Source organism: Lacrimispora brassicae (assembly GCF_054772055.1).
Map to the genome: position 1 here is coordinate 49558 of NZ_BRYH01000026.1, position 25384 is coordinate 74941.

At 45.2% G+C, this 25384-nt stretch carries 23 protein-coding genes and 1 riboswitch; of the genes, 3 read left to right on the plus strand and 20 right to left on the minus strand.

Annotated elements, in window-relative coordinates; genetic code table 11:
• Positions 1 to 103: 103 nt before the first annotated feature.
• A complete protein-coding gene (gene cysK, locus ACYVD3_RS13430; protein WP_460643035.1) occupies positions 104 to 1036 on the minus strand; it encodes a cysteine synthase A in 933 nt (310 codons plus the stop codon).
• 556 nt (positions 1037 to 1592) lie between these two features.
• On the opposite strand from cysK, the gene rbr reads away from it, so the two are divergent.
• On the plus strand, positions 1593 to 2186 hold the full coding sequence (gene rbr / locus ACYVD3_RS13435; RefSeq protein ID WP_460643036.1) for a rubrerythrin: 594 nt from the start codon (positions 1593 to 1595) through the stop codon (positions 2184 to 2186).
• A gap of 122 nt (positions 2187 to 2308) precedes the next feature.
• Here rbr and ACYVD3_RS13440 read toward each other — a convergent pair whose 3' ends face one another.
• Together ACYVD3_RS13440 and ACYVD3_RS13445 are read right to left on the minus strand one after the other, a co-directional pair.
• Positions 2309 to 3493 (minus strand): MalY/PatB family protein, encoded by a 1185-nt coding sequence (locus tag ACYVD3_RS13440; RefSeq protein WP_460643037.1) that lies wholly within the window; start codon positions 3491 to 3493, stop codon positions 2309 to 2311.
• Positions 3486 to 4640 (minus strand): trans-sulfuration enzyme family protein, encoded by a 1155-nt coding sequence (locus ACYVD3_RS13445; RefSeq protein ID WP_460643038.1) that lies wholly within the window; start codon positions 4638 to 4640, stop codon positions 3486 to 3488. The genes ACYVD3_RS13440 and ACYVD3_RS13445 overlap by 8 nt, the downstream gene beginning before the upstream one ends.
• A 212-nt stretch (positions 4641 to 4852) precedes the next feature.
• On the opposite strand from ACYVD3_RS13445, the gene ACYVD3_RS13450 reads away from it, so the two are divergent.
• Positions 4853 to 5284 (plus strand): RrF2 family transcriptional regulator, encoded by a 432-nt coding sequence (locus ACYVD3_RS13450; RefSeq protein ID WP_460643039.1) that lies wholly within the window; start codon positions 4853 to 4855, stop codon positions 5282 to 5284.
• A 4-nt stretch (positions 5285 to 5288) separates the two neighbouring features.
• Here ACYVD3_RS13450 and ACYVD3_RS13455 read toward each other — a convergent pair whose 3' ends face one another.
• Both ACYVD3_RS13455 and ACYVD3_RS13460 read right to left on the minus strand, forming a co-directional pair.
• Positions 5289 to 6197, minus strand: a complete 909-nt coding sequence (locus ACYVD3_RS13455; protein ID WP_460643040.1) for a LysR family transcriptional regulator — start codon at positions 6195 to 6197, stop codon at positions 5289 to 5291.
• A 114-nt stretch (positions 6198 to 6311) separates the two neighbouring features.
• Positions 6312 to 7619 (minus strand): O-acetylhomoserine aminocarboxypropyltransferase/cysteine synthase family protein, encoded by a 1308-nt coding sequence (locus ACYVD3_RS13460; RefSeq protein WP_460643041.1) that lies wholly within the window; start codon positions 7617 to 7619, stop codon positions 6312 to 6314.
• A gap of 224 nt (positions 7620 to 7843) precedes the next feature.
• Between ACYVD3_RS13460 and ACYVD3_RS13465 the strand changes: the two genes are divergently transcribed.
• Positions 7844 to 8479 carry a superoxide dismutase gene (locus ACYVD3_RS13465; protein WP_460643042.1) on the plus strand — a complete coding sequence of 212 codons (636 nt, stop codon included), beginning with the start codon at positions 7844 to 7846 and terminating at the stop codon, positions 8477 to 8479.
• 434 nt (positions 8480 to 8913) lie between these two features.
• Here the strand turns inward: ACYVD3_RS13465 and ACYVD3_RS13470 are convergent, their stop codons facing one another.
• From ACYVD3_RS13470 to ACYVD3_RS13540, 15 genes are all read right to left on the minus strand, one after another.
• Positions 8914 to 9483 (minus strand): Fic/DOC family protein, encoded by a 570-nt coding sequence (locus ACYVD3_RS13470; protein WP_460643043.1) that lies wholly within the window; start codon positions 9481 to 9483, stop codon positions 8914 to 8916.
• Positions 9484 to 9807, minus strand: a complete 324-nt coding sequence (locus ACYVD3_RS13475) for a type II toxin-antitoxin system RelB/DinJ family antitoxin (protein ID WP_460643044.1) — start codon at positions 9805 to 9807, stop codon at positions 9484 to 9486.
• 142 nt (positions 9808 to 9949) lie between these two features.
• Positions 9950 to 10960 carry a GGGtGRT protein gene (locus tag ACYVD3_RS13480; RefSeq protein ID WP_460643045.1) on the minus strand — a complete coding sequence of 337 codons (1011 nt, stop codon included), beginning with the start codon at positions 10958 to 10960 and terminating at the stop codon, positions 9950 to 9952.
• 75 nt (positions 10961 to 11035) lie between these two features.
• Positions 11036 to 11728, minus strand: a complete 693-nt coding sequence (locus ACYVD3_RS13485; RefSeq protein WP_460643046.1) for an iron-sulfur cluster assembly scaffold protein — start codon at positions 11726 to 11728, stop codon at positions 11036 to 11038.
• Positions 11729 to 11886: 158 nt separating this feature from the next.
• Positions 11887 to 13137 (minus strand): C40 family peptidase, encoded by a 1251-nt coding sequence (locus ACYVD3_RS13490; protein WP_460643047.1) that lies wholly within the window; start codon positions 13135 to 13137, stop codon positions 11887 to 11889.
• 135 nt (positions 13138 to 13272) lie between these two features.
• On the minus strand, positions 13273 to 14652 hold the full coding sequence (locus tag ACYVD3_RS13495) for an MATE family efflux transporter (RefSeq protein ID WP_460643048.1): 1380 nt from the start codon (positions 14650 to 14652) through the stop codon (positions 13273 to 13275).
• Between the two features lie 62 nt (positions 14653 to 14714).
• Positions 14715 to 16103 carry an NADPH-dependent glutamate synthase gene (gltA, locus tag ACYVD3_RS13500; RefSeq protein WP_460643049.1) on the minus strand — a complete coding sequence of 463 codons (1389 nt, stop codon included), beginning with the start codon at positions 16101 to 16103 and terminating at the stop codon, positions 14715 to 14717.
• Entirely contained in the window at positions 16103 to 16993 is an 891-nt protein-coding gene (locus tag ACYVD3_RS13505; protein WP_460643050.1) for a sulfide/dihydroorotate dehydrogenase-like FAD/NAD-binding protein, read from the minus strand. Before ACYVD3_RS13505 ends, gltA begins: the two co-directional genes overlap by 1 nt.
• A gap of 261 nt (positions 16994 to 17254) precedes the next feature.
• Positions 17255 to 17746: a dihydrofolate reductase gene (locus ACYVD3_RS13510; RefSeq protein WP_460643051.1), complete on the minus strand. Its 492-nt coding sequence runs from the start codon at positions 17744 to 17746 to the stop codon at positions 17255 to 17257.
• Between the two features lie 21 nt (positions 17747 to 17767).
• Complete coding sequence (locus tag ACYVD3_RS13515; protein ID WP_460643052.1) at positions 17768 to 18391, minus strand: hypothetical protein; 624 nt, start codon at positions 18389 to 18391, stop codon at positions 17768 to 17770.
• 80 nt (positions 18392 to 18471) lie between these two features.
• Positions 18472 to 18855: a chloride channel protein gene (locus ACYVD3_RS13520; protein ID WP_460643053.1), complete on the minus strand. Its 384-nt coding sequence runs from the start codon at positions 18853 to 18855 to the stop codon at positions 18472 to 18474.
• Between the two features lie 182 nt (positions 18856 to 19037).
• Positions 19038 to 19111, minus strand: a riboswitch (Fluoride riboswitch).
• A 57-nt stretch (positions 19112 to 19168) separates the two neighbouring features.
• On the minus strand, positions 19169 to 19720 hold the full coding sequence (locus ACYVD3_RS13525) for a hypothetical protein (RefSeq protein WP_460643054.1): 552 nt from the start codon (positions 19718 to 19720) through the stop codon (positions 19169 to 19171).
• Complete coding sequence (locus ACYVD3_RS13530) at positions 19683 to 20861, minus strand: PAAR-like protein (RefSeq protein ID WP_460643055.1); 1179 nt, start codon at positions 20859 to 20861, stop codon at positions 19683 to 19685. The genes ACYVD3_RS13525 and ACYVD3_RS13530 overlap by 38 nt, the downstream gene beginning before the upstream one ends.
• A gap of 44 nt (positions 20862 to 20905) precedes the next feature.
• Positions 20906 to 24079, minus strand: a complete 3174-nt coding sequence (locus ACYVD3_RS13535; protein WP_460643056.1) for an AAA family ATPase — start codon at positions 24077 to 24079, stop codon at positions 20906 to 20908.
• Complete coding sequence (locus ACYVD3_RS13540; RefSeq protein ID WP_460643057.1) at positions 24076 to 25245, minus strand: exonuclease SbcCD subunit D; 1170 nt, start codon at positions 25243 to 25245, stop codon at positions 24076 to 24078. Before ACYVD3_RS13540 ends, ACYVD3_RS13535 begins: the two co-directional genes overlap by 4 nt.
• Between the last annotated feature and the right edge of the window lie 139 nt (positions 25246 to 25384).

Sequence of the window (25384 nt, forward strand, 5' to 3'; positions counted from 1 at the left end):
TGGAAAAGATTTAGCCCAGTCAGATACCCCGCGTTTTTCAGCAGGGCATCTGACTCCCCGGGCAGCCGCCAAGGTCAGGCAAGCTTGCTTTGGCTCATTGCCTTCACGAAAATAAAGGAGTAGACAGATATCTGTCACCGGAATCCGGCAACAGGACCACAATGGTCTTTCCCTTGTTTTCCGGTCTTTCTGCCAGCAGCTTTGCGGCCTTTAATGCAGCTCCCGAGGAGATTCCCACCAGAATCCCTTCTGATACTGCAAATGCCTTTCCTTCCTTAAATGCATCCTCGTTTTCAATGGTAATAATTTCATCGTAAATTCCTGTGTCCAGCACTTCAGGGACAAAGCCTGCGCCAATTCCCTGGATCTTGTGGGGACCTGGCTTGCCTCCGGAAAGCACCGGGCTGCTTGCCGGTTCTACGGCTACAATTCTGACACCCGGTTTCTTTTCCTTTAAATATTCACCCACACCTGTAATGGTTCCGCCTGTGCCTACGCCTGCAACAAAAATATCCACATCTCCGCCTGTCTGTTCCCAGATCTCAGGGCCGGTGGTTTCCTTGTGTACCTTTGGATTGGCCGGATTTACAAACTGTCCAAGAACGAAGGAACCGGGTATGCTGGCTTTCAGCTCTTCGGCTTTTTCAATGGCGCCCTTCATGCCCTTGGCTCCCTCGGTCAATTCCAGCTCTGCACCATAGGCTTTTAATAAGTTTCTCCGTTCCACACTCATGGTGTCAGGGAGAGTCAGGATGGTCCTATAGCCCTTGGCTGCCGCAACGGCTGCCAGACCGATCCCCGTATTTCCCGATGTCGGTTCAATAATGGTTGCTCCGGGCTTTAATATCCCTTTTTCTTCTGCATCCTCGATCATGGCAAGGGCGATCCTGTCTTTTACGGAACCTGCCGGATTTAAATATTCCAGCTTAGCCAAAAGGGTAACACCCTGGATCCCTTCCTTTGCGCTGTATCGGTTTAATTTAAGTATCGGTGTTCCTCCAATGAGTTCCACTGCGCTTTCTTTAATTGTTCCCATATTCTTTACCTCCGTTTTTATATGATATTTGTTATTTTGATTAATATAAAAAGGAACAGCCGCCAATCACGGCACCTGCTCCTTTGTTCCGCTTGTAATATGAATGCTTCTCATATCCTAAGCTGTCAGGTATCATAATAGGCATTACAACAAAACCGTATCCCTTTTCATACATACAGCCTGACAACAACATCTATTGTTAAAAAATTCATGATTTCCTGCTATCTTGTTCTCTTTCATATGATCATCTCTTTTCATCACCTATATGTTTAATAGGTTTATATGTTATAATTATATTAATACAGGAAGAGAAATGTGTCAATACTTTTTTGCAATATTTTTATTGGTGCCCCGGGAATTTTTGCTGCCTAATACAGATTTGCCATATGTTTCATTTTTTCCTGTTAATCATGAAAAATTTGGTAACACTAATAGTCAACAAAGAAAAACACGCTTTGTAAATTTTTCTTAGTTGACGCGGCATTGGCCAAATGAATATGCAGGCATATTCCTTAAGCTCATTGCTGGCGCAAATAAAATATAGGAGGAATTAAAAATGGTCACACTGAAGGACAGCGTTACAAAAGAGAACCTTTTAAGAGCTTTTGCAGGGGAATGCCAGGCTTGGCGGCGTTACGAATTTGCCGCATCCCAGGCAAAAAATCAAAATCTCCAGGTTTTATACTGGCTTTTCCATTATACCGGAAATCAGGAAAAGGAACACGCTGAGATATATTATAATCACTTAAGAGAGTTCCATGGACAGGAAATCTCCATAAGCGCCAACTATCCCATTGATAATACCACTAACATTCTGGAGCTTTTGCAGCTTTCCGCCCAGCATGAAGCTGCGGAGCACGACCCGATTTACAAATCCTTCGGCGACAAGGCTAAGGAGGAGGGATTTCCAAATATCGCAAATTCTTTTTATATGATCGCTGAGATCGAACAAGTACACAGCCAGCGTTTTGCCCAATATGCACAGTTGGTTCAAAACAATAAGCTATTTGAAAACGACACGCCCACAGAATATATCTGCTTAAACTGCGGCCACGTCCATAAAGGTGCCAAAGCGCCGCAAGTCTGTCCGGTTTGCAGTCATAATCAGGGATTTTTTGTCCGCAGGGATGACTCGCCATTTGGAAAATAGCAAGCTTGGAACGAAAAAGCCGGGAACCTGCAAAAACGTTATGTTTTGCAGGTTCCCGGCTTTTTCACATCACAGCGCAGCTTAAAATTACCCTTGTTGTGAAAGATATTTTCTATTATTTTTTACAGCGTCTTTATGGCTTGTTCCAGGTTCTCCATGGCCTGTTTCAGAATAGACCGGGGACATGCGATGTTGATCCGTTCAAACCCCTCTCCCGCCGGACCGAACATGGCACCGCTGTCCAGCCAAAGCCCTGCTTTCTTTATAATCAGATCTTCCCTCTCCTCTTCCCTGAGGCCTAATTCCTTGAAATCCAGCCACACAAGATAGGTTCCTTCTGGTTCTATAAGCCTGATCTTTGGTATCTTTTCCTTTAAAAATTCCCTCACATAGGAAATGTTTGCCCTTAAGTACTCCATAAGCTGATCATGCCATTCTTCTCCATAGCGGTATGCTGCCTGGCATGCGGTCAGGCCCAGGGAGTTAAGCTGGCTGTATCCGGCCGCCCCCACCTGTCTGCGAAACTTCCGTCTCAGCTTCTGATCGGCAATAAAGATATTGGAAATCTGTAAGCCAGCTAAGTTAAAGGTCTTACTGGGAGAGGTACAGGTAATGGTCCTCTTTTTTAGTTCTTCGCTTAAATCGGCAAATACCAGGTGCCCTCCCTGAAATATAAAATCATGATGGATCTCATCGCTGACCACGATGATGTCCTGTTTTATGCAGATCTCTCCTAACCGTTCCAGTTCCTCCCTGGTCCAGACCCTTCCTACGGGATTATGTGGATTGCATAGGAAAAATAATTTCACATGAAATTGTTCTGCCTTTCTTTCAAAGTCCTCAAAATCCATGTGGTATTTGCCGTCATCTCCAAGATACAGGGTATTGTCCACAATGATCCTGTCATTATCCTCAATGACTTCGCTGAAAGGATAATATACCGGCTGCTGGATCATGACCCCATCTCCCGGCTCCGTAAAAGCCTGGACCGCCATGGCTAAGGCAAACACAACACCAGGCGTCTTGATCATCCATCTGCTTTCCACCTTCCAGTTATGCTTTTTTTCCATCCAGCCCCGGACCGTCTCAAAATATTCATCCTGAACCTCACTGTAGCCGAAAATCCCATGGTCCACCCGCTGATGAAGGGCCTCTAAAATCTTCCCGCATACCCGGAAATCCATATCTGCCACCCATAGAGGCAGAAGGTTTTCCGGCTTTCCTCTCCGAAGGGCAAAATCATATTTGATGCTGTTTGTATTTTTACGGTCAATGACCTCATTAAAATCGAATGTTTCCTTACACATAAAATATACGCTCCAGTTCCTTTATCAAATCTTCCTCATCTTCAATTCCCACCGATAACCTTAAAATCCTGTCGGTGACACCGTTTGCAGCCAGAACCTCTTTGGGAACATCGGCATGGGTCTGGGTGATGGGATAAGTGATCAGGGTTTCCACTCCCCCCAGACTTTCCGCAAAGTGGATCAGCTTTACCTCTTTTAATATCCGGTGGGCCAGTTCTTTTGTCTCCACCTCAAAGGTGACCATACAGCCAAACCCCCTTGCCTGCTTTTTACAGACCTCATGACCGGGATGGCTTGGAATCCCGGGATAATACACTTTTGTGATCTTCTTTTCCTGACACAGCCATTCTGTAAGCCTTCTGGCGTTTTTCTCTCCCCGCTCCATGCGGATTGCAAGGGTTTTGATCCCTCTTAATATGAGCCAGCTATCAAAGGGAGCCAGCCCGGAGCCAACGGTTTTTATGATAAATCTCAGCCTCTCGGATATCTCCGCCGAGGAAGTGACCAGAAAGCCTGCAATGGTATCGTTATGGCCTCCCAGGTATTTGGTTCCACTGTGAACCACAATATCAGCCCCCAGCTTTAAAGGATTCTGGAAGTAGGGGGACAAAAACGTATTGTCAACGATCAGCAGCAGATGGTTCTTCTTGGCTATTTCCGCCAGTTTTTCAATGTCTATGACATTCATCATGGGATTGGTGGGCGTCTCTATAAATATGGCTTTCGTGTTCTCTCCCACCAGCTTTTCAAATTCTGTTAAGTCCCCGGCAGAACAGTCCACGGAGCTGATCAAAATCCCGTTCTTTTTGCTGATATTATGGAAAAGGCGGATGCTTCCTCCATATAAATCGCAGTCAGTAATAATATGGTCTCCCGGCTGAAACAATTCCATTAACGCCGTGATCGCCGCCATTCCGCTGGAAAAAGCCAGGGCGTCCACTCCATTTTCAAGGGAGGATACCACTTTTTCCAACTGCTCCCTGGTTGGATTTTGCAGACGGCTGTAATCATAGCCGGTGCTTTCCCCGATTCCCTTGTGAGCAAAAGTCGCTGTCTGGTAAATGGGAAAGCTGATGGCTCCGGACTTGTCCGTAGAAACCTCTTCCCCATTGCCATATAAACATTTTGTAGAAATTCCGTATTCCATATTCATTCCCCTCTCTCTCATGTTTGGAATCATGCTTTTATTCTTTCCATAAGTATACCAATGGTATGCTGCCAACCGTTATTACTTAAAAACAATAACCTGTTATAGCTTATTTCTATTGAGAAAAGAACTTCATTTCATGGGTTGAATACCTATTCAACCCATGGTAAAATAGGTATTGATACACTATATTGTTTGTAAGGTGGTATACTATGAAAATATCTACACGCGGCCGCTATTCCCTTCGGATGATGATTGATTTAGCCGAGCATTATAACGATGAGTTCATTGCTTTAAAGGATATTTCCGAAAGGCAGAACATTTCAAAAAAATATTTAGAACAGATTGTTCCCTTCTTAAACCGTAGCAACCTGCTCACTACCTACCGGGGCCACATGGGAGGCTATAAGCTGGCAAGGCATCCTTCCAAAATTACCATTGGAGATATTTTGCTCAGTTCAGAGGGGAGTTTGAATCCTGTAAGCTGCCTGGACAATGATCCCAACGTATGCGCCAGACAGGAAGACTGTATGACACTTCCCATCTGGCAGGGGCTGTCTGAAGTCATTACGGACTATTTAAACGGCATTACCCTCCAGGACATTCTTGACAGGCGCCCGGATTTCCCGGAATATTATATTTAGCTGGTCAGAGCACCTGTTTTTCGTATTTTTTCAGCTCTGCGATATATTTTTCTCCAAGGATACTTAAGGGCATTTTCTTCTTTTTTATATAGCCGATCCTCATTTTATCATCGGTATTAAGAGGAATTGCCCTGTATTCATTTCCGTTTAAATCTTCACAGATGATCCCGGAGCACAGGGTATAACCGTTTAATCCCACCATAAGATTTAAAAGGGTGGCCCTGTCATCCGCTTTTATGATCTGCTTATATTCAAAGGTGCTGAAGACTTCCTCTGCCAGGTAAAAGGAATTGTTGTTTCCCTGTTCAAAGGACAGGCAGGGGTATTTCTTTAAATCTTCAAATTCGATCAGCTCTTTTTCTGCCAGGGGATTGCCCTTCCACAAAAAGACATAGATCCCGCACTGGAATAAGTCCACAAATTCCAGTTCGTTATCATGAAGGATCTTTTCTATGGCTTTCTGGTTAAATTCATTTAAATACAAGATCCCTAATTCACTTTTCTGGTTCTTCACATTTTCAATGACCTCATAAGTTTTTGTTTCATGGACGGCAAACTCAAAAGTCTCCATCCCAAATTCCTTTGCCATATGAATGAAAGCCTGGACCGCAAAGGTGTAATGCTGCATGGATACGCTGAATTTCTTTTTAAATTTTTCCTTCTTTACGAACCGTTCTTCCATCTGGCGGTACTGCTCCAGCATCTGTCTGGCATATCCGAGAAACTCCTCTCCTTCCGGGGTGATCACGATTCCCCGGTTTGAGCGCAGGAACAGCTTAAGGCCGATCTCTTCTTCCAGATCCCGGATGGTACTTGATAGGCTGGGCTGGGTGATAAACAACTCGGCAGCCGCCTTGTTCATGGATTTTTGGTTTGCAATGCATATGGCATAACGCAGTTGCTGTAATGTCATGGTCTCTCCTTTCCTTATTATTGCCCACGTTTTCTGGGCATAAAGGCACTTAGCACCCAAAGGGCTGCCATAGAAGCTATGGCAGCCTGTTTTTAATCCTGTTAAACCCGAGAGTTACTGAACTGCCTGAAACGCCTCTTCTAAATCTTCTATAATGTCAGCCGCATGTTCGGTCCCTATGGATAACCGGATGGTGTTAGGCTTGATTCCTGATTGTTCCAATTCCTCTTCCGTCATCTGGGAATGGGTCGTGGACGCCGGATGAATGACTAAGGATTTAACATCCGCAACATTGGCCAACAGGGAAAATAATTCCAACTGGTCGATAAAGTCCTTGGCCTTCCTGGCATCTCCCTTAATTTCAAAGGTAAAGATAGAACCTCCGCCATTGGGGAAATATTTGGCGTATAATTCCTGCTGCTCATGATCCTCTGAAACAGAAGGATGATGCACCTTTTCCACCTGGGGATGGTTACTAAGATACTGGGCCACCTTCAGCGCATTTTCCACGTGGCGCTCTACCCGGAGAGATAAAGTTTCTAATCCCTGCAGGAAGAAAAATGCGTGGAAGGGAGATAATGCGGCTCCCGTATCACGAAGCAGGATAGCACGGATCTTGGTCACGTAAGCCGCCGCTCCTACTGCCTTAGTAAAGCTGATCCCATGATAGCTGGGGTTTGGCTCCGTAAGGGCAGAGAATTTCCCGGAAGCTTCCCAATCAAAGGTTCCGCCATCAATGATAACGCCGCCGATGGAGGTTCCATGGCCTCCGATAAATTTTGTGGCGGAATGGACTACAATGTCCGCCCCGTATTCAATGGGTCTGACCAGATAAGGAGTCGCAAATGTATTGTCCACAATTAACGGGATTTTATGTGCATGGGCGATGCCTGCCAGCTTTTCAATATCAACCACGTCAGAATTGGGATTGCCCAGGGTTTCAATGAATACCAGCTTCGTATTCTCCTGAATGGCCTTATCAAAGGCTTCATAATCAAAGGGATCCACAAATGTGGTCTTTATACCGTATTCAGGCAGGGTATGCTCCAGCAGATTATAGGTGCCGCCGTAAATATTCTTGGCCGCTACGATATGATCCCCGTTTCTTGCAATGTTTTCAATGGAATAGGTAACTGCAGCCGCACCGGATGCCACTGCAAGGGCTGCCACTCCGCCTTCCAGGGCTGCGATCCTGCGCTCAAAGACATCCTGGGTAGGGTTTGTCAGCCTTCCATAAATATTGCCCGCATCTGATAAGTTGAATCTTGCCGCAGCGTGGTCACTGTTATGGAACACATAAGAAGAGGTCTGGTAAATAGGAACTGCTCTTGCATCGGTAACCGGATCCGCCTGCTCCTGCCCAACATGTAATTGTAATGTTTCAAATCTTAAATTTCTCTCAGTTCTTGTCTTCTTAGCCATATGAATTTCCTCCTGAATGTTATAGGTCTTATTTATTTCGTCTTTTCTTAGTTGGTATTATACCTTGTTTCACGGCTAAGTGTTAATAGATATTATGATGATCCGGTTATAGGTAAAACCTATAACAAGACCATCATAGATTTCTGCAACAAGCTCCTGCTTATCCATCATATATCATTGAGTTTTGAATATACTTGTATAAATTAAAAGCGAGGACATTAACCATGAATGAACATTATCCTTTTGTAAACCTGCCGCTGCCGTATCCATACGATGCACTGGAACCCTACATAGACACACAAACCATGTACTTGCACCATGACAGGCTGCAGCAGCGGTATGTGGCAAATCTCAACGCAATCCTAAGGGAGTATCCTGAGCTGCAAAACATGTCTTTGGAGGAGCTCCTCTCAAACCCGGAAAACCTTCCTGAGGAGGCCCGCCAGGGCATCATAAATAATGGAGGGGGAGTTTATAACCACATCCTTTATTTCGCCGGAATGACCAATTCCATGACACGGTCCCAGGCAGAAACATTGTTTCCTGCCATCGTGCAAAGATTTGGAACGGTGGAACAGTTTTTTGATGAATTCAAAAGATACGCAATGTCGGTATTCGGATCCGGATATGCATGGCTGGTGTCGGATTCCAACAACACGCTGATGTTTGTAACAACACCAAACCAGAATTCCCCTATCTCAAACGGCCTTTGTGTAATTGCCGGCATCGACGTCTGGGAGCATGCCTATTTTTTAAAACGGTTTAATGACCGGGCTGCATACATAGAAGACTGGTTCCACGTGGTAAGCTGGGAGGCAGCGGACGAACGTTACAAGCTGTGCACCAACGCTGAGTCTTAATATGGGCGGCCCGGATTATATAATTCAAATCGTCTCTGTTTTTATTGCTGTCCTAAAAAAACCTTCAAACTGATGAGCGGATCTGTTTGAAGGTTTTTATTCATCGGTCATTTCCATCCAGGCCGGCCGAGACCCACTTTTTATGGCATTGGGGACCGATTCAATATTAGACCAGGCCGCGCAAAAAAGGAACCTTTCCAGAATATTTTAATAATCAAAAAGAGGAACCGGCAAAGCGACTCCTCTTTCTCCAAAAGTAAAATCCCCTGTAAAATCAGGACTTTTCCTAGGATTTACCCTCTCTTGCAGCTTCTCAATCGAAACTGTGAGGACTGGATTTTCAAGGGTTTTAGGGGTGTTTGTGAGCTATGAGTGTGCTACTGTGCACTGCTGATTGCTCCCTTTAGCCTTACCTGCGTGTATACAAATATTTATCAACGAATCACTTTATCAAACAGCCTTTCCATTTTTTCGTAATCACAAATAAAAGAAGCGATACTGGCATTTAACATTTCAGTCTCACCAATATCAGCAAAGTAAACACTATAACCTTCATATAAAGCAAGTTCACGTATAAATTCTCTTTGTGCCCTGCCATTTCCCTCTCGAAAAGGATGCAGCGCATTAATCTCAGAAAAATAGTATGCGGATTTTTTAACAAATTCTTCTCTGGATATTCCATTCAAAAAATTATCAGACTTAAGATTGCTGAAAATCTCGTTTGCCTGTGTATCAATAAACTGAACCTTACAAAACATATTTGACTTTGCAATATCAACGGTACGAATTTTTCCTGCCCACTCATAAATGTCTTGAAATAGATATTTATGGATACTTTGCAGATGTTTCAAATCAAATTTCCCTTTTATCGGATTGTTAAGCAAATCATCCAGGCGAAGCATTGTAAGTCTACGTTCTGCCTCATGGAGTCTGTCTATTTTTCTAATGTCTAGTTTATTGACCAATACCTCCGAATCAGGGTAACAATAGACTTTATCGCTCATTCAGTCCTCCCTGTATTCAGCCATTAACTGCTTTCTTATCTTTTCCTTATCCTCTGATAACTGATACTCTTTCAATAATTGTATATCCTCTGATGTCAACTGCATATTTTCCATTGACATTGTAGCTTGTATTTCACTGAGTTTTTCATCATTGGTATATGTTTGAGGCATTTTAATCTCAAAGGGAATACTTTTCGTTAAAATAATCTGTTTTAACAACATATTTACTACAGAAGAAATATTTGTACCCAATCCTTCAAGTATCGTATTTGCCTGCTCTTTATCGCTTTCATTTGTTCGAACTTGCAAAAATGTCTTGCCCATACAATCACCTCCATCAATATAATTTTAAATCAACGTCATGACATTGTCAATACAATTCTCTGATATTAGAAAAATCAAAAAGCTGTACCAACCATAAGATGTCAGTACAGCTATCAAAAAATCTTATTTTATACAGTTTTTCTTAAAATCTTCCTTCTTTAGCAGCCATCTCGATCCCAACAGCCACAGCCACGGTAGCTCCAACCATAGGGTTGTTGCCCATACCGATCAGACCCATCATTTCCACGTGAGCCGGAACTGAGGAAGAACCTGCGAACTGGGCATCAGAATGCATACGTCCCATGGTATCGGTCATACCGTAGGAAGCCGGGCCTGCTCCCATGTTGTCCGGATGAAGAGTACGTCCTGTACCGCCGCCGGAAGCTACGGAGAAATATTTTTTGCCCTTCTCTGTACATTCCTTTTTGTAGGTTCCTGCCACTGGATGCTGGAATCTGGTTGGGTTGGTGGAGTTGCCTGTAATGGAAACGTCAACGCCTTCCTTCCACATAACAGCAACGCCCTCTGTTACATCGTTTGCGCCGTAGCAGTTGACCTTAGCTCTTAAACCTTCTGAGTAAGACTTTCTCCAAAGCTCTTTTACTTCGCCTGAGTAATAATCCATCTCTGTTTCTACATATGTAAATCCATTGATTCTGGAAATGATCTGAGCCGCATCCTTTCCTAAACCATTTAAAATAACTCTTAATGGCTTCTGACGGACCTTGTTTGCCTTCTCAGCAATACCAATTGCGCCTTCTGCTGCCGCAAAGGACTCATGGCCTGCCAAAAAGCAGAAGCAGTCGGTCTCTTCTTCCAGAAGCATCTTTCCTAAGTTACCATGTCCAATACCTACTTTACGCTGGTCGGCAACGGAACCTGGAATACAGAAAGCCTGAAGGCCTTCTCCAATAACTGCTGCTGCGTCTGAAGCCTTTCTGCAGCCCTTCTTGATTGCAATTGCCGCGCCCACAATGTAAGCCCAACAAGCATTTTCGAAACAGATTGGCTGGATCTTCTTCACCTGCTCGTACACATCCAGACCTGCATCTTTTGTAATCTTTTCAGCTTCTTCTATAGAAGCAATGCCATAGCTGTTTAATACAGAATTGATTTTGTCAATTCTTCTTTCATATGATTCAAATAATGCCATTATCTTGTCCTCCTTATTATTGGCCAAATATCTTCACTTTGATAACCGGTAACCGACAGTCTTCCGTCAATCCGATTATTCATGTCTTGGGTCAATGATCTTAGCAGCTTCGGCAACGCGACCGTACTGTCCCTTTGCTTTTTCCCAAGCAGTATTCGGATCATCGCCTTTCTTGATGAAGTCAGTCATCTTTCCAAGGCTTACGAACTGATAGCCAATAATCTGATCTTCCTCGTCCAGGGCAATACCGGTTACAAAGCCTTCCGCCATCTCTAAGTAACGAGGACCTTTCTTCAATGTTCCGTACATGGTACCAACCTGTGAACGGAGACCCTTTCCTAAGTCTTCCAGACCTGCACCTACTGGAAGTCCGTCTTCAGAGAATGCGCTCTGGGTTCTTCCGTATGCGATCTGTAAGAATAATTCTCTCATTGCGGTGTTGATGGCATCACAGACAAGGTCTGTATTTAATGCTTCTAAAACGGTCAGTCCTGGCAGAATTTCTGCCGCCATAGCAGCAGAATGAGTCATACCGGTACAGCCGATTGTCTCTACTAATGCTTCCTGAATAATACCCTCTTTTACGTTAAGAGTCAGCTTGCATGCGCCCTGTTGGGGAGCACACCAGCCAACTCCATGTGTCAGACCGGAAATATCTTTAACTTCTCTGGATTTTACCCATTTCGCTTCTTCTGGGATTGGAGCAGCGCCGTGGTGAACGCCCTGTGCCACTGTGCACATCTCTTCTACTTCCTGTGAATAAATCATGTTAATACTCCTTTCGAATAAGTAATAATTGTGAACAGTACTTTGTTAATAATATCACATCATACTTGATCATATTTTCTCATATATTGTCGGTTTCCGCAAGCGTTTTTTCCAAAAATAGGAGGGAGGAACGAATCCCTCCCTGCTTTCCATATTCTCTATAAAACTCTCCTGACAGAAAGAATCGTCCGGTAGGTGGCTGTTCCCACTTTAATTCCCGTTGCAGGAGAACTTGCGTGAACAATTTGTCCATTGCCGATATAAATCCCTATATGGCCTGCATAGCAGATTAAGTCTCCCGGCTGGGCCTCGGAATAAGATACCTCCCGGCCTGCGGAGCGCTGCTCCGAAGAGCTTCTTGGAAGAGAATAGCCGAAATGCCTGTAAACAGACTGTACGAAACCGGAGCAGTCCGCACCACTGGTCAGGCTGGTTCCTCCAAATACATAGGGGTTCCCCACAAACTGAAGTCCGTAATCTGCAACCGCACGGCCTTCCGCTGTTCCGCCGTTGCTCTTGTTGGCTGTGGGACCGGTATACTTGTTGTTGGCATTGGAGGACTTAGGTTTGGAGCTGGTGTTTGCCGCAGCCTTTCTTCTGGCCTCTTCCTCTGCCTTTTTCCTGGCTTCTTCTGCTGCCTTCTTCCTGGCCTCTTCTTCTTTTGTCTTGCGGATCTCTTCATTCTTCTTTGCTACCGTCTGGGCATAAACAGTCGCATCCTGCTTGGCCTGTGCAAGCTGGCTGTCGAAATTGGAAACTTCCTTTTTCTTCGTGGAGATCAGCGTTTCAAGAGCGGACTGCTGTTCCTTATACTCCAGCTCCATGACCTCCATCTCAGCCTTGTCCTCTTCAAGGTCTGACTTATAATCGGCAACCTTCTGCTTTGTCTCCTGATAGGTGATCAGCATATTCCGGTCGTATGTATAAATTCCTTCTACGTATTCCGCCTTATTGAGAAGATCAGACATGTTTTTCACCTGAAGGAAAATATCCAGATATTCCGTATCCCCCTTCTCGTACATGTACTGGATTCTCTTTTTCATGGAAGAGTACTGCTTTTCTTCATCTTTCTTAGCCGCAGAATAGTCCAGCTCTGCCTGATTGATCTCTGCTTCCTTACTGGCCATATCACTTTCCAGAACCTTGATATCAGACAAAAGTGCAGTCAGATCAGTGGTCAGCTTGGATACCTGATTTTGGGCGGCGCTCTTTTTGTTTTCTGCTTCCTGAGCTTTTTTATTAGCCTCTTCTAACTTTTTCTGGGCTTCCTGTTTCTCTTTTTCCACTTTTGACGTTGCCCAGGCGGGAACAGTCTGGCCGCAGACCATTGCACTTACCAGCAGACCGCAGAGAAGCTTTTGCAGCATTTTTCTGTTTCTTTCATACATAATCTGTATTTTTCGTTTCATCGTCAGTCCCTTTTCCCTTTTTTTCTACCTTATATGTTACCGTAAAACCATGGTATAATTCAAGTCCTATTTTGGAAAATTTTGATATTTTTAAGAAGCAGCCAATGTTTCATTTACCAGCCCCTTCCATGAAATTTATTCAAGCCCCTCTTCCATCAGGACGCATGGTTTATCCTGGGGCAGTTTTCCTGCCACCACAAGGAAAGAGAAAAAGAATAAAATCCCTTTGATGATGCTTGAAATGGTAAAAGCCCACCAGACTCCGTCAAGTCCAAGAGCTGTGCTGCTTAAAACTATGGCAAAAGGGATCCTGGCGGAAGTAAACACAACACTGATGACTGAGCAGAGCAGGGTCTTTCCAAGGCCGGAAAGGGCCCCTATGGTTGTCAGTTCTATGCACATAAACATCTGGCAAAAGCCAAGGATCACCAGGTAACGCACTCCCATGGGAATGACCTCTGCTTCGTGGATGAACAGCCCAAAGATATGCTCCGGAAGGGCGAGCAAAAGGAATGAGCAGAACAATCCCCAGACAAACATGACCCCGGCCGCTGTAAAATAGCCCTTTTTCACTCTTCCATACTGCCCGGCTCCGTAATTTTGTCCTACAAAGGAATTAATGGCTGCTGCAAATCCGTCTGCCGTCATCCATGATATGGACTCGATCTGCCCGCCCACGCGCAAAACCGCCACGGCACTATCGCCGAATCCGGTCACAAACCGGGTCAGGACCATGGAAATGCTGGTATAGATAAGGTTCTGTACGGAAGCAGGGAATCCGATCTTGATCATGGCTTTCATATGATCCCAGGATACCTTATGGAACACCTTCACCTTATGAAACAGCAGCCGGTCCTTTTTCACGGCAACAAAGAATACCATGGTGACAACCGCCTGAGCCATGACCGTGGCAATGGCGGCCCCTGCCACCCCGGTGCCCTTTATGGGACCTATTCCAAAGATCAGGACAGGGTCCAGCACCATATTCAAAACCAGGCCGACAAAGTTAGCGAGCAGCGGTGTTCTGCTGTCTCCCATAGCTGTCATGATCCCGGTAATAATCGAATTCAGATAGGAAAATATGATCAAGCCGCAGGTGATCTTTAAATAAACCTGGGCATTATGTACCACAGAAGCATCGTTCAGTCCGAAAAACCCAATCAGGGGCTTTGCTCCGAAAAACGCTGCAGCTCCATACAGAAGGGCAAATAAAAGCCCCATCTGGATGGCACCGGAAGCATAAATAGCCGCATCTTCCTTATCGCCCCTTCCCAGGGAATGGGCCACCTTTACCTGGCCGCCCATTTTTGCCAGGGCAACAACGCCCTGGGAAAGCCAGACATACATGCCCCCTGCGCCTACCGCCGCAACAGCCGGGGAACCTACGAACCCGATCCACGCCATATCTGTTAAGCTGTAGGCCATCTGAACCAGGGCTGTGACCATGATGGGCAGGGCAAGACCGGTCAGGGAGGTAAAAATATTTCCTTTTAGCAAATCAATTTTCTTATTCATAAAATATTGTCACAACCTTTCAAAAGGGCCGCCAATGAAATGGCAGCCCTTTATTTCTGCAATTATTCTTTTTCAGAAAGGTATTCGTGAATTCCTCTTGCTCCAGCCCGTCCGGCTTCCATAGCCAGAATCACGGTTGCGGCTCCTGTTACCGCATCTCCTCCGGCATAAACTCCATCCTTGCTGGTTCTTCCTGTAGATTCCTCAGCAATGATGCATTTACGCCTGTTGATATCAAGACCTTTGGTTGTGTTGGAAATAAGCGGGTTAGGTGAAGTTCCCAAAGACATGATAACGGTATCCACATCAATGATGAATTCGGATCCCTCTACCTCCACAGGCCTTCTTCTGCCGGAAGCATCGGGTTCGCCAAGTTCCATTCTCACGCATTTCATTCCATTTACCCAGCCTTTTTCATCGGTCAAAATCTCCACCGGATTGCTTAAAAGGTTAAAAATGATTCCCTCTTCCTTTGCGTGATGAACCTCTTCGGCTCTTGCAGGAAGCTCTGCCTCACTTCTTCTGTACACCACGTGTACCTCTGCTCCAAGACGAAGGGCTGTCCTTGCCGCATCCATAGCAACGTTTCCGCCGCCTACGACTGCTACCTTATTACCTGCCACGATTGGGGTATCATAATCACTGCGGAAGGCTTTCATCAAATTGCTTCTGGTTAAATATTCGTTGGCGGAGCATACGCCGTTGGCATTTTCTCCCGGAATTCCCATGAACATAGGAAGACCTGCTCCTGATCCGATGAACACGGCCTGGAAGCCTTCTTCATCCAAAAGCTCATCAATGGTCACGGACTTGCCCACGATCACATTAGTCTCGATCTTAACTCCCAGCTTTCTTACGTTGTCGATTTCCGGCTGAACTACCCCTTCTTTTGGAAGACGGAATTCCGGAATGCCGTAGGTCAATACGCCGCCAGGCTCATGGAGTGCTTCGAAAATAGTAACTTCATAGCCCAGCTTAGCCAGGTCGCCGGCACAGGTCAGTCCGGAAGGACCGGAACCGATAACAGCTACCTTCTTGCCATTGGTCGTTTCCGGAGCATCCGGTACAAAACCGTGTTCTCTGGACCAGTCTGCCACAAAACGCTCCAGCTTTCCGATGGAAATGGGTTCCCCCTTGATTCCGCGGATGCACTTACCTTCGCACTGGCTTTCCTGAGGGCATACCCGGCCACAGACTGCCGGAAGGGCGGATGACTGGGCAATGACTTTTGCAGCCTCCTCGTGATTTCCATTTTCCACTTCCTTAATGAAGCCTGGAATATTGATGGATACCGGGCAGCCGGCTACGCACTTCGGGTTCTTGCACTGAATGCAGCGGCTGGCTTCTTCCCTTGCCTCTTCTTCATTATATCCAAGACAAACCTCTTCAAAGTTTGTCGCTCTTACCTTTGGGTCCTGTTCTCTTACTGGTACTTTCTTTAATACATCCATTACTCGTTACCTCCACACAATCCGCAGCCGCCGTGATGAGTATCGCCTTCACGTGTTTTTAAAGCCGAGCGCCCTTCTTCTGATTTATACATCATCTGGCGCTTCATAGCCTCGTCAAAATTAACCAGGTGGCCGTCAAACTCCGGTCCATCCACGCAGGCAAATTTTACCTCGCCGCCAACTGTCACACGGCAGGCGCCGCACATACCGGTTCCGTCTACCATGACCGGGTTTAAGCTGACAATCGTCGGAATGCCCAGTTCCTTGGTTACAAGGCAGGTGAACTTCATCATGATCATGGGTCCGATGGCTACACATACATCGTATTCTTTTCCCTGATTCTGAACAAGGTCCTTGATCACCTCAGTAACCAGACCCTTTCTTTCATAAGAGCCGTCATCTGTTGTCACATATAAATTCCCGGCCTGCGCTCTCATGGCATCTTCCAGAATCAGTAAATCCTTGGTCTTGGCTCCCATGATAACATCCACATCAATGCCGTGTTCTCTCATCCATTTCACCTGAGGATAAACCGGAGCCGTTCCCACACCTCCGGCTACAAATAAATATTTCTTTTTCTTCAATTCTTCTATGTCATCGTGTACGAATTCTGACTCATTGCCCAAAGGACCCACCACGTCTGTAAAGCTGTCTCCTGTCTTTAATTCAGCCATCTTTTCTGTGCTGGACCCCACTGTCTGAAATACAATGGTAATGCTTCCCTTCTCACGATCATAATCACAGATGGTAAGCGGAATTCTCTCTCCTCTGTCATCTATCTTAACGATAACAAATTCTCCAGGCTGGCAGGCTTTGGCAATCCGAGGTGCTTCCACATCCATCAGATAGATCTTGTCAGCTAACATCTCTGCTTTTAAAATCTTATACATCTTCATCCTCCTAATGTCTTCGTGAATATACCTGTACACCGTTCCTGATAGCCTTCCCCAACAATCAGGTGAATAGTACTCGTAACATCTTACCATTTTTAAGGGTTACTGACAACATTTATTGAGAAATATCATTGATTTTTTATGGATACCGGTGATTTTTCGCTATTTTTTTCCAGATTTTGCGTACTAAAAAATCAACTGAATATGCAGGCATATCCAGTTGATTCACAAACCTAGGGGTTGAAAGACGATTTTCTTTTAACCTTTTCTCTGATATAGGCGAAACGTATAACATAAATCAAAATAAGTCTGTTCCTCGCTCTCCGCCGTCATTTCCCATGACGGATCCTTATCCAGATTAGTAAAATAAGTGTCGGCGCTGTAGGTATAGTCAATATAGGTCACATGAGCCGTATTACAATATGGAAGGAACTGTTCATAAACGCTTTGCCCGCCTATGATAAAGCAATCCTCCACAGAAAATTTACTAAGCTCTTTCAGGGCCTCTGAAAGGCTGTGGCAGACCACTGCTCCTTTCACTTTGTAGTCCGGATTTCTGGTCAAAACGATGTTGGTCCTTCCATAAAGCGGCTGCTTTCCAGGAAGACTCTCCAGGGTCTTTCGTCCCATGACAATCGCCTTTCCCATGGTTTCTTCCCGGAACAGCTTCTTATCCTCAGGGATGGAAACAAGAAGCTGGCCCTGATTGCCGATGGACCAGTTTTTATCCACTGCAACGATGATATTCATAGGTCAACCCCTCCTTTCTCTTTATTCCTCTTCCCCAAGGATCAGATCTTTTCCATAGGGAAGGTTTTCAATCCACCGGCAGAAGGTATGCCACTCTTCCAGCTTGTGGCTCCGCCTTGCAAAGTAGATGTTGATCAGTGTCTCGTAATTTAAGGTGCATGTCCTCATCTGATTATAGCTGGAGGGAAGAAGCTGGATCAGATCATACCAGTCCTCTTTTTTCTTTGTCTCTATGTAACGGAGACGGATCTTTTCCAGTTCAGCTACCACAGTTTCCATGAAGGCAACTGTTCCCTCTGTCATATGATCGTGGCTGAAATCCTCCAGCTCAAAAGGCTTGCTGTGGATCTTATGCATGGTGCTGGTGGAGTTGGCTACAGTAGCCACCTTATAGGTATCGTATTCTTTCCACCAGTACATGGGCGCCGTAATATCCACAGATACCAGAATCTGACGAATGTATTTGCGGTGGTCGCTTCCAGCCTTTCTTAACCGTTTGGCAAGTCCAAGATCGTTAGGGCCAAGGATGTATTCTCCCTTTTCGTTATAGCCGCTGTCCATCCGGTCCCAGCTATTCATGGGGTTTCTTGCGCCCCTGATGGCATTTTCTATGTTCATCACACTGACTCTTTCACAGTTTAACATGGTATCTTCCTTTCTTTTTCTATTTCTTGTTTTATGGTCCTATTTAATTATAGAGCAAAAGGCCTGTTTCATCCATTGATTTATTTCTCAAGAAGTCTTATGTTGTACGATTTTTTTTGAGCCGTATAGATGGATCTGTCTCCATTGAATATATAGGCAACGCTGCATACAGCAAAAAAATACGGAAGATAAGAATAACCAAAAACCTCAGCTCCTATAAAAACAGGCGCTAAGAGTGTATTTGTGGCGCTTCCGAAAACTGCCGCATATCCCATTGCGGCAACAAATTCAACAGGCAGTCCCAGAACTCCTGCAATGGCAGCTCCCAGGCTTGCGCCAATTGCAAACAAAGGAGTGACTTCTCCTCCCTGAAACCCTGCTGAAATGGTAATGATGGTCAAAATGAGCTTTAAAATCCAATCCCAGCCGTAAATAGGTCCTCCATGATACCATGACCGCCCCAAAAGATCCAGTCACTTTATATTTTTACATTTTCATAGGAATTCAAACACTGACAATTAAGAAAAACACGCTTTGTAAGTTTTTTTTAATTGTTGCGGTATTCGCCCAATGAATATGTAAGGATATTTGTTGGGCTCATTGCCCGTGCAAATTAAAAAGCTGATGGCTTCTGCATATTCATTCAAAATATACAGAAGCCATCAGCAAATTGCGGTTTTGATATTCCTATCACGGGAGCGCTTCATTCCCTTTTCTTACTTATTATACAGGCATGTTTTGTCTTGTCAAGTTTTTAATCGTCCCATTGAAATTGTCTCATGAGAATTGTCCTGTTAGCCTAAAAAATGATCCTTTCACTACCAATATTGTAGTTCCATTATTATCCATAATGATATCTAAATAATCATCGTTTCCTTTGAGTTGGAAAGATACACATAAAAATGGTGGAAATATGTCACTTAACACGTAAGGAGATTGTCGATATATTTCAAACAATTCATTCCAGTCAGAGCAATAATAACCTAGTTCAGTAGGTGGAAAAAATGACACAACGTTTTTTTTGTCAATCACAAGTATTTTGTCCAAATACCTTTCCTTTGTCTCTAAGATGATTTTATCATGCTCAATCTGTTGTGCATCAGTTTTCACTTCGACCTCATGGTACTCAACGCCTTCGCCTAAATATTCTGTAACTTTCCAATCTCCTGTGACAGCAAGAAATTCTTCTGATGCTAACTGCTTATTTAGATAATTGTCGTTATGCGTTGATAGAGAGTTGTAATAAATAACTATGGATACAAAAATAATCGATATGATGAACAAAATTATTTTAATTCTTCGGCTTCGTAAAATCTCTATTGACATCATAATCCCTCACAAAATCACCAAATTTTAGTATTTCATATTGATCCATCCGCCTAAGTTTTAATCCTTCATAATACACGCCGTCTAAATTTTTTGTTTCTTCCATGAGAATTTCTAGTATCTTTTTATCATTCTTTTCTGAAACGGCGACTATTAAAATGGCTAGTGAGCTATAAGGCTTGCCAGATGCTTTTAATTCAGGACGCTTAACAAGACCACCACCCCTATTAAAAGCAAAATCAATTAAAAACAATATTTCGTTCTCAGTAAAATTATTAGCATCAATATTATAACCGAATTCCGAATTTAATGTTTTTACATAGCCCTTAATAGAAACATATTTTGAATTCAAATCATCAATCGCCAATTCTAATGCATCTTCCATGCTTAGACCGCTCTTATAAATTCCGCTTTGCTTTTCGGTCTCATTTAAATCATGACCATAGCCTATTGTTTGTCCGGCATTATCTAGCACAAATCTTCCATCAAGCATTTTGTGCGTTTCGTAAGCCTTGATTATGCCATCAATATATGCTTTGGGATATCTTTCAATATAGTCCCCCGTGCCCTTAGTTATTTCTGTTTTTGGAACCTCTACAATCCTTATAATTCCCCCATACTGACAAACCAAGACCGCGTTATCCAATAACAATGGTGCATAGCCTTTTGCATATGTTTTTGCCATAACTCTATGATCTACCTGTTTCCATTCCGACCCTTCCGGTATCAACGGTATGCATATGTGAGCATATTCGTTACCTGCCGCTTTTCGGGCTGGTTTTCCATCACTATGTACCCCTGGATTCATTGACAGGCGACCTGAATAGTTTGATTCAGGACATAAGCAAGAGCCAAAAGGGGCGATGTTTGCCTTTCCGCAGTCTACCGTTGTCAGCACCGGTACATTTCCATTATAAATTCCATGATCAAGCACCAGATCCAGACACGAATAATCGGTTCCATATGAGCAGCTCAAGATAGAGCCACGAAGTACATATTTGTGATTTTGAATGATCCCATTGTATTGCTGGTGCACATACATCAATTCCAGCGACTGCTTCTGCTGTTCTTTTTGTCCCTTTTCTTGCTTTTCTTTCTCCTCACTAGCCCATACAAAATCTCCAATCTTATTAAAACTTGACATGATAACCTACTTACTTCCTGTTTAGATAACCTACTGCCCTCCTGTCAAACACCTCCGGAAAGCGTATCCATATCCCACAAAATCCTGCTCCCTTTTTCCGTCTTCTTCACCAGAATCTTCTTTCCGATCTGTTCCTTTAATTCCGTTACATGGGAAACAATCCCGATCAGTCTGTGTCCACCGGCAAGCTCCTGGAGGATACGGACTGCTTTAAGCCTGGATTCCTCATCCAGAGAACCAAAGCCTTCATCAATGAAAAGCGCATCCATACTTACATTCCCTGCCGTGCGCTGGATGATATCCGTCATGCCAAGGGCCATGGCAAGAGCTGCCATAAAAGACTCTCCGCCGGAAAGGGTTTTAACATCCCGCACCTTATCCGTTGCCATACTGTATACATCCAAATCCAGGCCAACCTCTCCCTGCTTTCCTAGGGTCTCCAAATCCCTACACTGAAGCAGAAATTGGCCATCCGTCATGATGTCAAGCCGTTTGTTTGCCGCATGAATCATCTGGTTAAAGTACTGCCTCTGGACATAGGTCTGAAAGTCCAGGCTGACGGAGCCGGCCATTTTCCCGTTGGCAGCCTGAAACAAGGTGTGATACAGCCGGTACTTCTCTTCCAGCTGTGCTCTCTCCTTCCACAGCCGGCCCAGATTTTCTGCAGCCTGCAGCGCCCGGCTGCCAATGGCTGTAATTTTTGCTTCCCTGGTCTGCAGCCGCCTCTGTTCCTCCTTAAGAGCTTCCGCCTGTTCCTTCCACTGTTTCGTTTCTATCCTTTCACGCCCCTTTGTCTGCTCCTTATACTGGCTGTAAACGGTGCGGGCCTTTAACAGCTCCTTTTCATAATTCCCGGTTTCCTGCTCCCACTGCCTAACAATTTCCGGTGCCTGCTTTGCTTTATGGTAATCCTCTTCTCCCGTAAACCCCAGCACCTCCAAGGCCGACTGAAAAGCGGCATATGCCTGCTCTAATGCAATTCTTCGCATCTCTTTGTTTTCCTCTTCCGAGGCCAGACGTCCTTTTCCTTCCTTTTCCTTTTCTATCATCTGCCGGAACCGTTTATCCGTTTGCTCTTCTGCTCTTAAAAGCTCTTCCTTCCTCTTTTTAGAGACAACCAGCTTTCCCATGGCTTCCTCTTCCTCTGGGTATGGCAGACGCTTTTTTACGTGATCTGCCTCTGCGAAAGCATCTGCCCGATCCAATTGTTTATCCTGCCAGTCCTTCATGGCCGCTTCTTTTTTATGTTCCAGTTCTTCAAGTCTCCCCCGGTCCGCTTTCCTTTCCTCCAGAAGCTTCCCTAACAGGCGGTTCGATTCCAAAGCCTCCTGCTCTTCCTTCTCCGCCTCTCCCAGAAGCGTGCCGACCCGTTCTCTCTCCTCAGACAGACAGGCATGAAGTTGGTCTTGATGGAAGGTAGTCCCAAACCATTTTTCTTCCTCCCCCTCCAGAAGCTCCTTTAAGTGGCGGCATGCTTCCAACGCCCTGACAACAGCCTGGGCGGCCTGGGAACGCCGTTCTTCCGCATGGTTCCTGGTCTTCTTTGCCTGTTCCACTTCTTCCTGGGTGACAGCGCCCTCCGTCAGCTCCGCTTTCCGGGGATGATTGGTAGAACCGCAGACAGGGCAGGGCTTTCCCTCGGTCAGCTCCTTAGCCATAATTCCGGCCTGCAATGCCAGAAACTCCCGGAACCTGTCATTGTAATACGTTTCAGCCTGTTCATAATCTCTCTGGGTGCATAATGCCTCTTTCTGGCATTCTTCTTTTCTAATTTCTGCCGCCTCCCCAGCCCTGACCGCTTTCCCAAGGCTTTCCATGGCCTGTTGCCGTTCCAGGAGCACCGCCTTTTTTTGTCTTATTTCCGGCAGATTCCTTGCCCCTGTTTCCAGTTGCTCCTGCCTTGCTTCGTTTGCAGACAGGCGTCCCTTAATCCGGGACAGCTCTGTCTCAATGCTATGTAAGAGTTTTCCAGCTTCCTCTTCTTCTCTCTTCTTTTTAAAGGAAGCCATTTCCATGATTTTCCAATGACTATAGAGCGGAATGGCCTCCTGCATCCGGTCAATGAAGACCGACAGCTTTGGCACTTCTGCCTCAGAAGCTTCTCTGCTTTCCTTTGCCTCTTTTTCCGCAGACGCAAGGACAAGGGTTAAATCCTCCAATTCCTTTTTAAGCTGACCTGCTCTCTTTTTGGCAATCTCATATTCCTTATTTTTATCTAAAAACTGAGTTTCCGGGCCCTTTGCCTTTTCCGCCCGGACAGCTTCCTTTAACTGCTCCTCTATTTCCAGCCATTGTCCCTTCTGGCCTTCCAGAATATCCAGCTGAGCCTTTGCCTGCATAAGACCGTCAAAAAGCCGGTTCACCTCCTGGGCCCGGCTTAACTGCCCTTCTACTTCAGAAAGAAGATTCCCTTTGAAATTCCGTTCCTCACGAAGCATCTGTTCCCCCTCATCTATCTCTTCCAAAATGGAACCTAAAAGGCTTTGGATCTCCTCCGTCCTTGTCTCCTTAAAATTCAAGAGTTCTTGCCAAGATTCCTGATGAGCACTTTCCTCCAAAAGCACCACTTGATCCAGTTCATGAAAACACAACCTGCGGTTGTTCTCCAGGCTGTCATAATAAAGATTGTTCTGCTCCTTTAACTTCAACTGGATGCGGCTGTAAATTCCGGTGTTAAAAATCCTGGAAAATATCTCCTTCCGTTCTCTGGAAGATGCATGAAGAAGCCTTAAATAATCTCCCTGGGCGATCATGGCGATTTGGGAAAACTGATTCAGATCCACGCCTACGATTTCCTGAATCTTCTGGTTAATATCCCGAAGATTGCCTGCATATTCCGCCCCATCAGGCAAGAGTAGGGATGCCTTTGCCGGAACAGGAACAACGGAATATTCCCCACTTTTATTTCTTCTTTTGCTGATCCTTGTATAGGAAGGGCTTCTTGTAATTTCATACTTCTCGCCCCCTTCAGAAAATTTCAGGGAAACATAAGTTTCCCGGTCTTCTGCCGCATACTGGCTTCGCATCATGGAGGGTTCCCGTTTCTGCCCGCTGGTTTCCCCGAACAGGGCAAATGACACAGCATCAAAAATGGTGGTCTTTCCAGCTCCCGTATCTCCTGTAATAAGGAAGATGCCGTGGCCGATTTTCTCAAAATCCACGGTTTCCGTTCCTCCATAGGAACCAAAAGCGGACATAGTCAACTGCAATGGCTTCATAATCCCTCTTCCTCCTTTGCTTCCTGAACGATCCGCTCCATGGCCTTTTCTTCCTCCTTTGTCATCTCTTCCCCTCTTACCGCCTTGTAAAACTGCCGGAATGCCTCCAAAGGCTTAAGGACCGGTACCGCCTCTCCCTCTTCCTGGCGCTTTTGTCTGGTCCGCTTATTATCCACCCGAAGCTCCAGCAAATGATCGAACACCTCTTCCAGACGTTCTCTGACCCGGTAAGGCTCCTCTTCATCGGTAATCGTGACACTGACAAAGTCATGGCGTTTTTCTTCCGTAGCCCTTTTAAGGATTTCAGACAAAGTTCCTCTTTCCCGCCTCACATCCTGGATTCCCCGGAGCGGAAGGAATTCAAATTCCGGTTCCTCTCCTTTTTTTCCTATATTCACCACAGTGACCGATTTTTTATGGTTTTCCTCGCTGACAGAATATTTATAAGGAGTCCCGCTGTACCGGACCGAAGCCTTGCCCACCTTTTGGGAACCGTGGAGATGGCCCAGGGCAACATAATCAAAGGCGGATAGAAGGTCAGCCTCCACCCGGTCCAAGCCGCCCGCCATAATGACCGCCTGCTCCGATTCACAGGTTTCCGGATCCTTATTGCCTGATACATAAAATTGATGGGATAAAAGGATGTTGCGCTCTCCGGCATCAATGGTTTCCCTCTCCAAAACAACTTTTACTGCGCTCTCGTACCCTTCCGGCTGGCTATCAGGAAAAAGCTGCCTCACATATCCTGGCTTTAAAAAGGGCAGAAGGTAGAAATTCACCGGACCGTTTTCATCCCGTAATACCACCTTTTTTAAATATTCCTCCCGGTTCCTGGGCGGAAACACGGATAAATGGATGCGATGACGTTCCAGAAAGGCTGAGGCATAGGACAGCCGTTCCGGCGAATCATGGTTTCCTGCTATGATCAGGACCGAAAGCTCAGGCTTTATCCCGGAAAGGGCTTCCAGGAAATTGCCGAACATGGTGTAGGCCTCCCCGGAAGGAGCCGTTTTATCATAAATGTCGCCACAGATCATGACCGCATCCGGATGATGTGTTAACCCATAATCCACGATCTGATTTAAGACCGCTTCCTGGTTTTCCTTTAAACTATAGCCATTTAACTGCTTTCCGATATGCAGATCCGACAGATGAAAAATCTTCATGTTTTCCTCTTTCCTACCCATGCTTTTGGGACATGTAGGTATTCTCGTAGGGTGTTTCTTTTTTCCTGCCCACGATTTTGGGGCCTGTCCAGCTTTATGGGGCATAATGCTATGTCCATGGGCTGTCACCTCCCAGGCA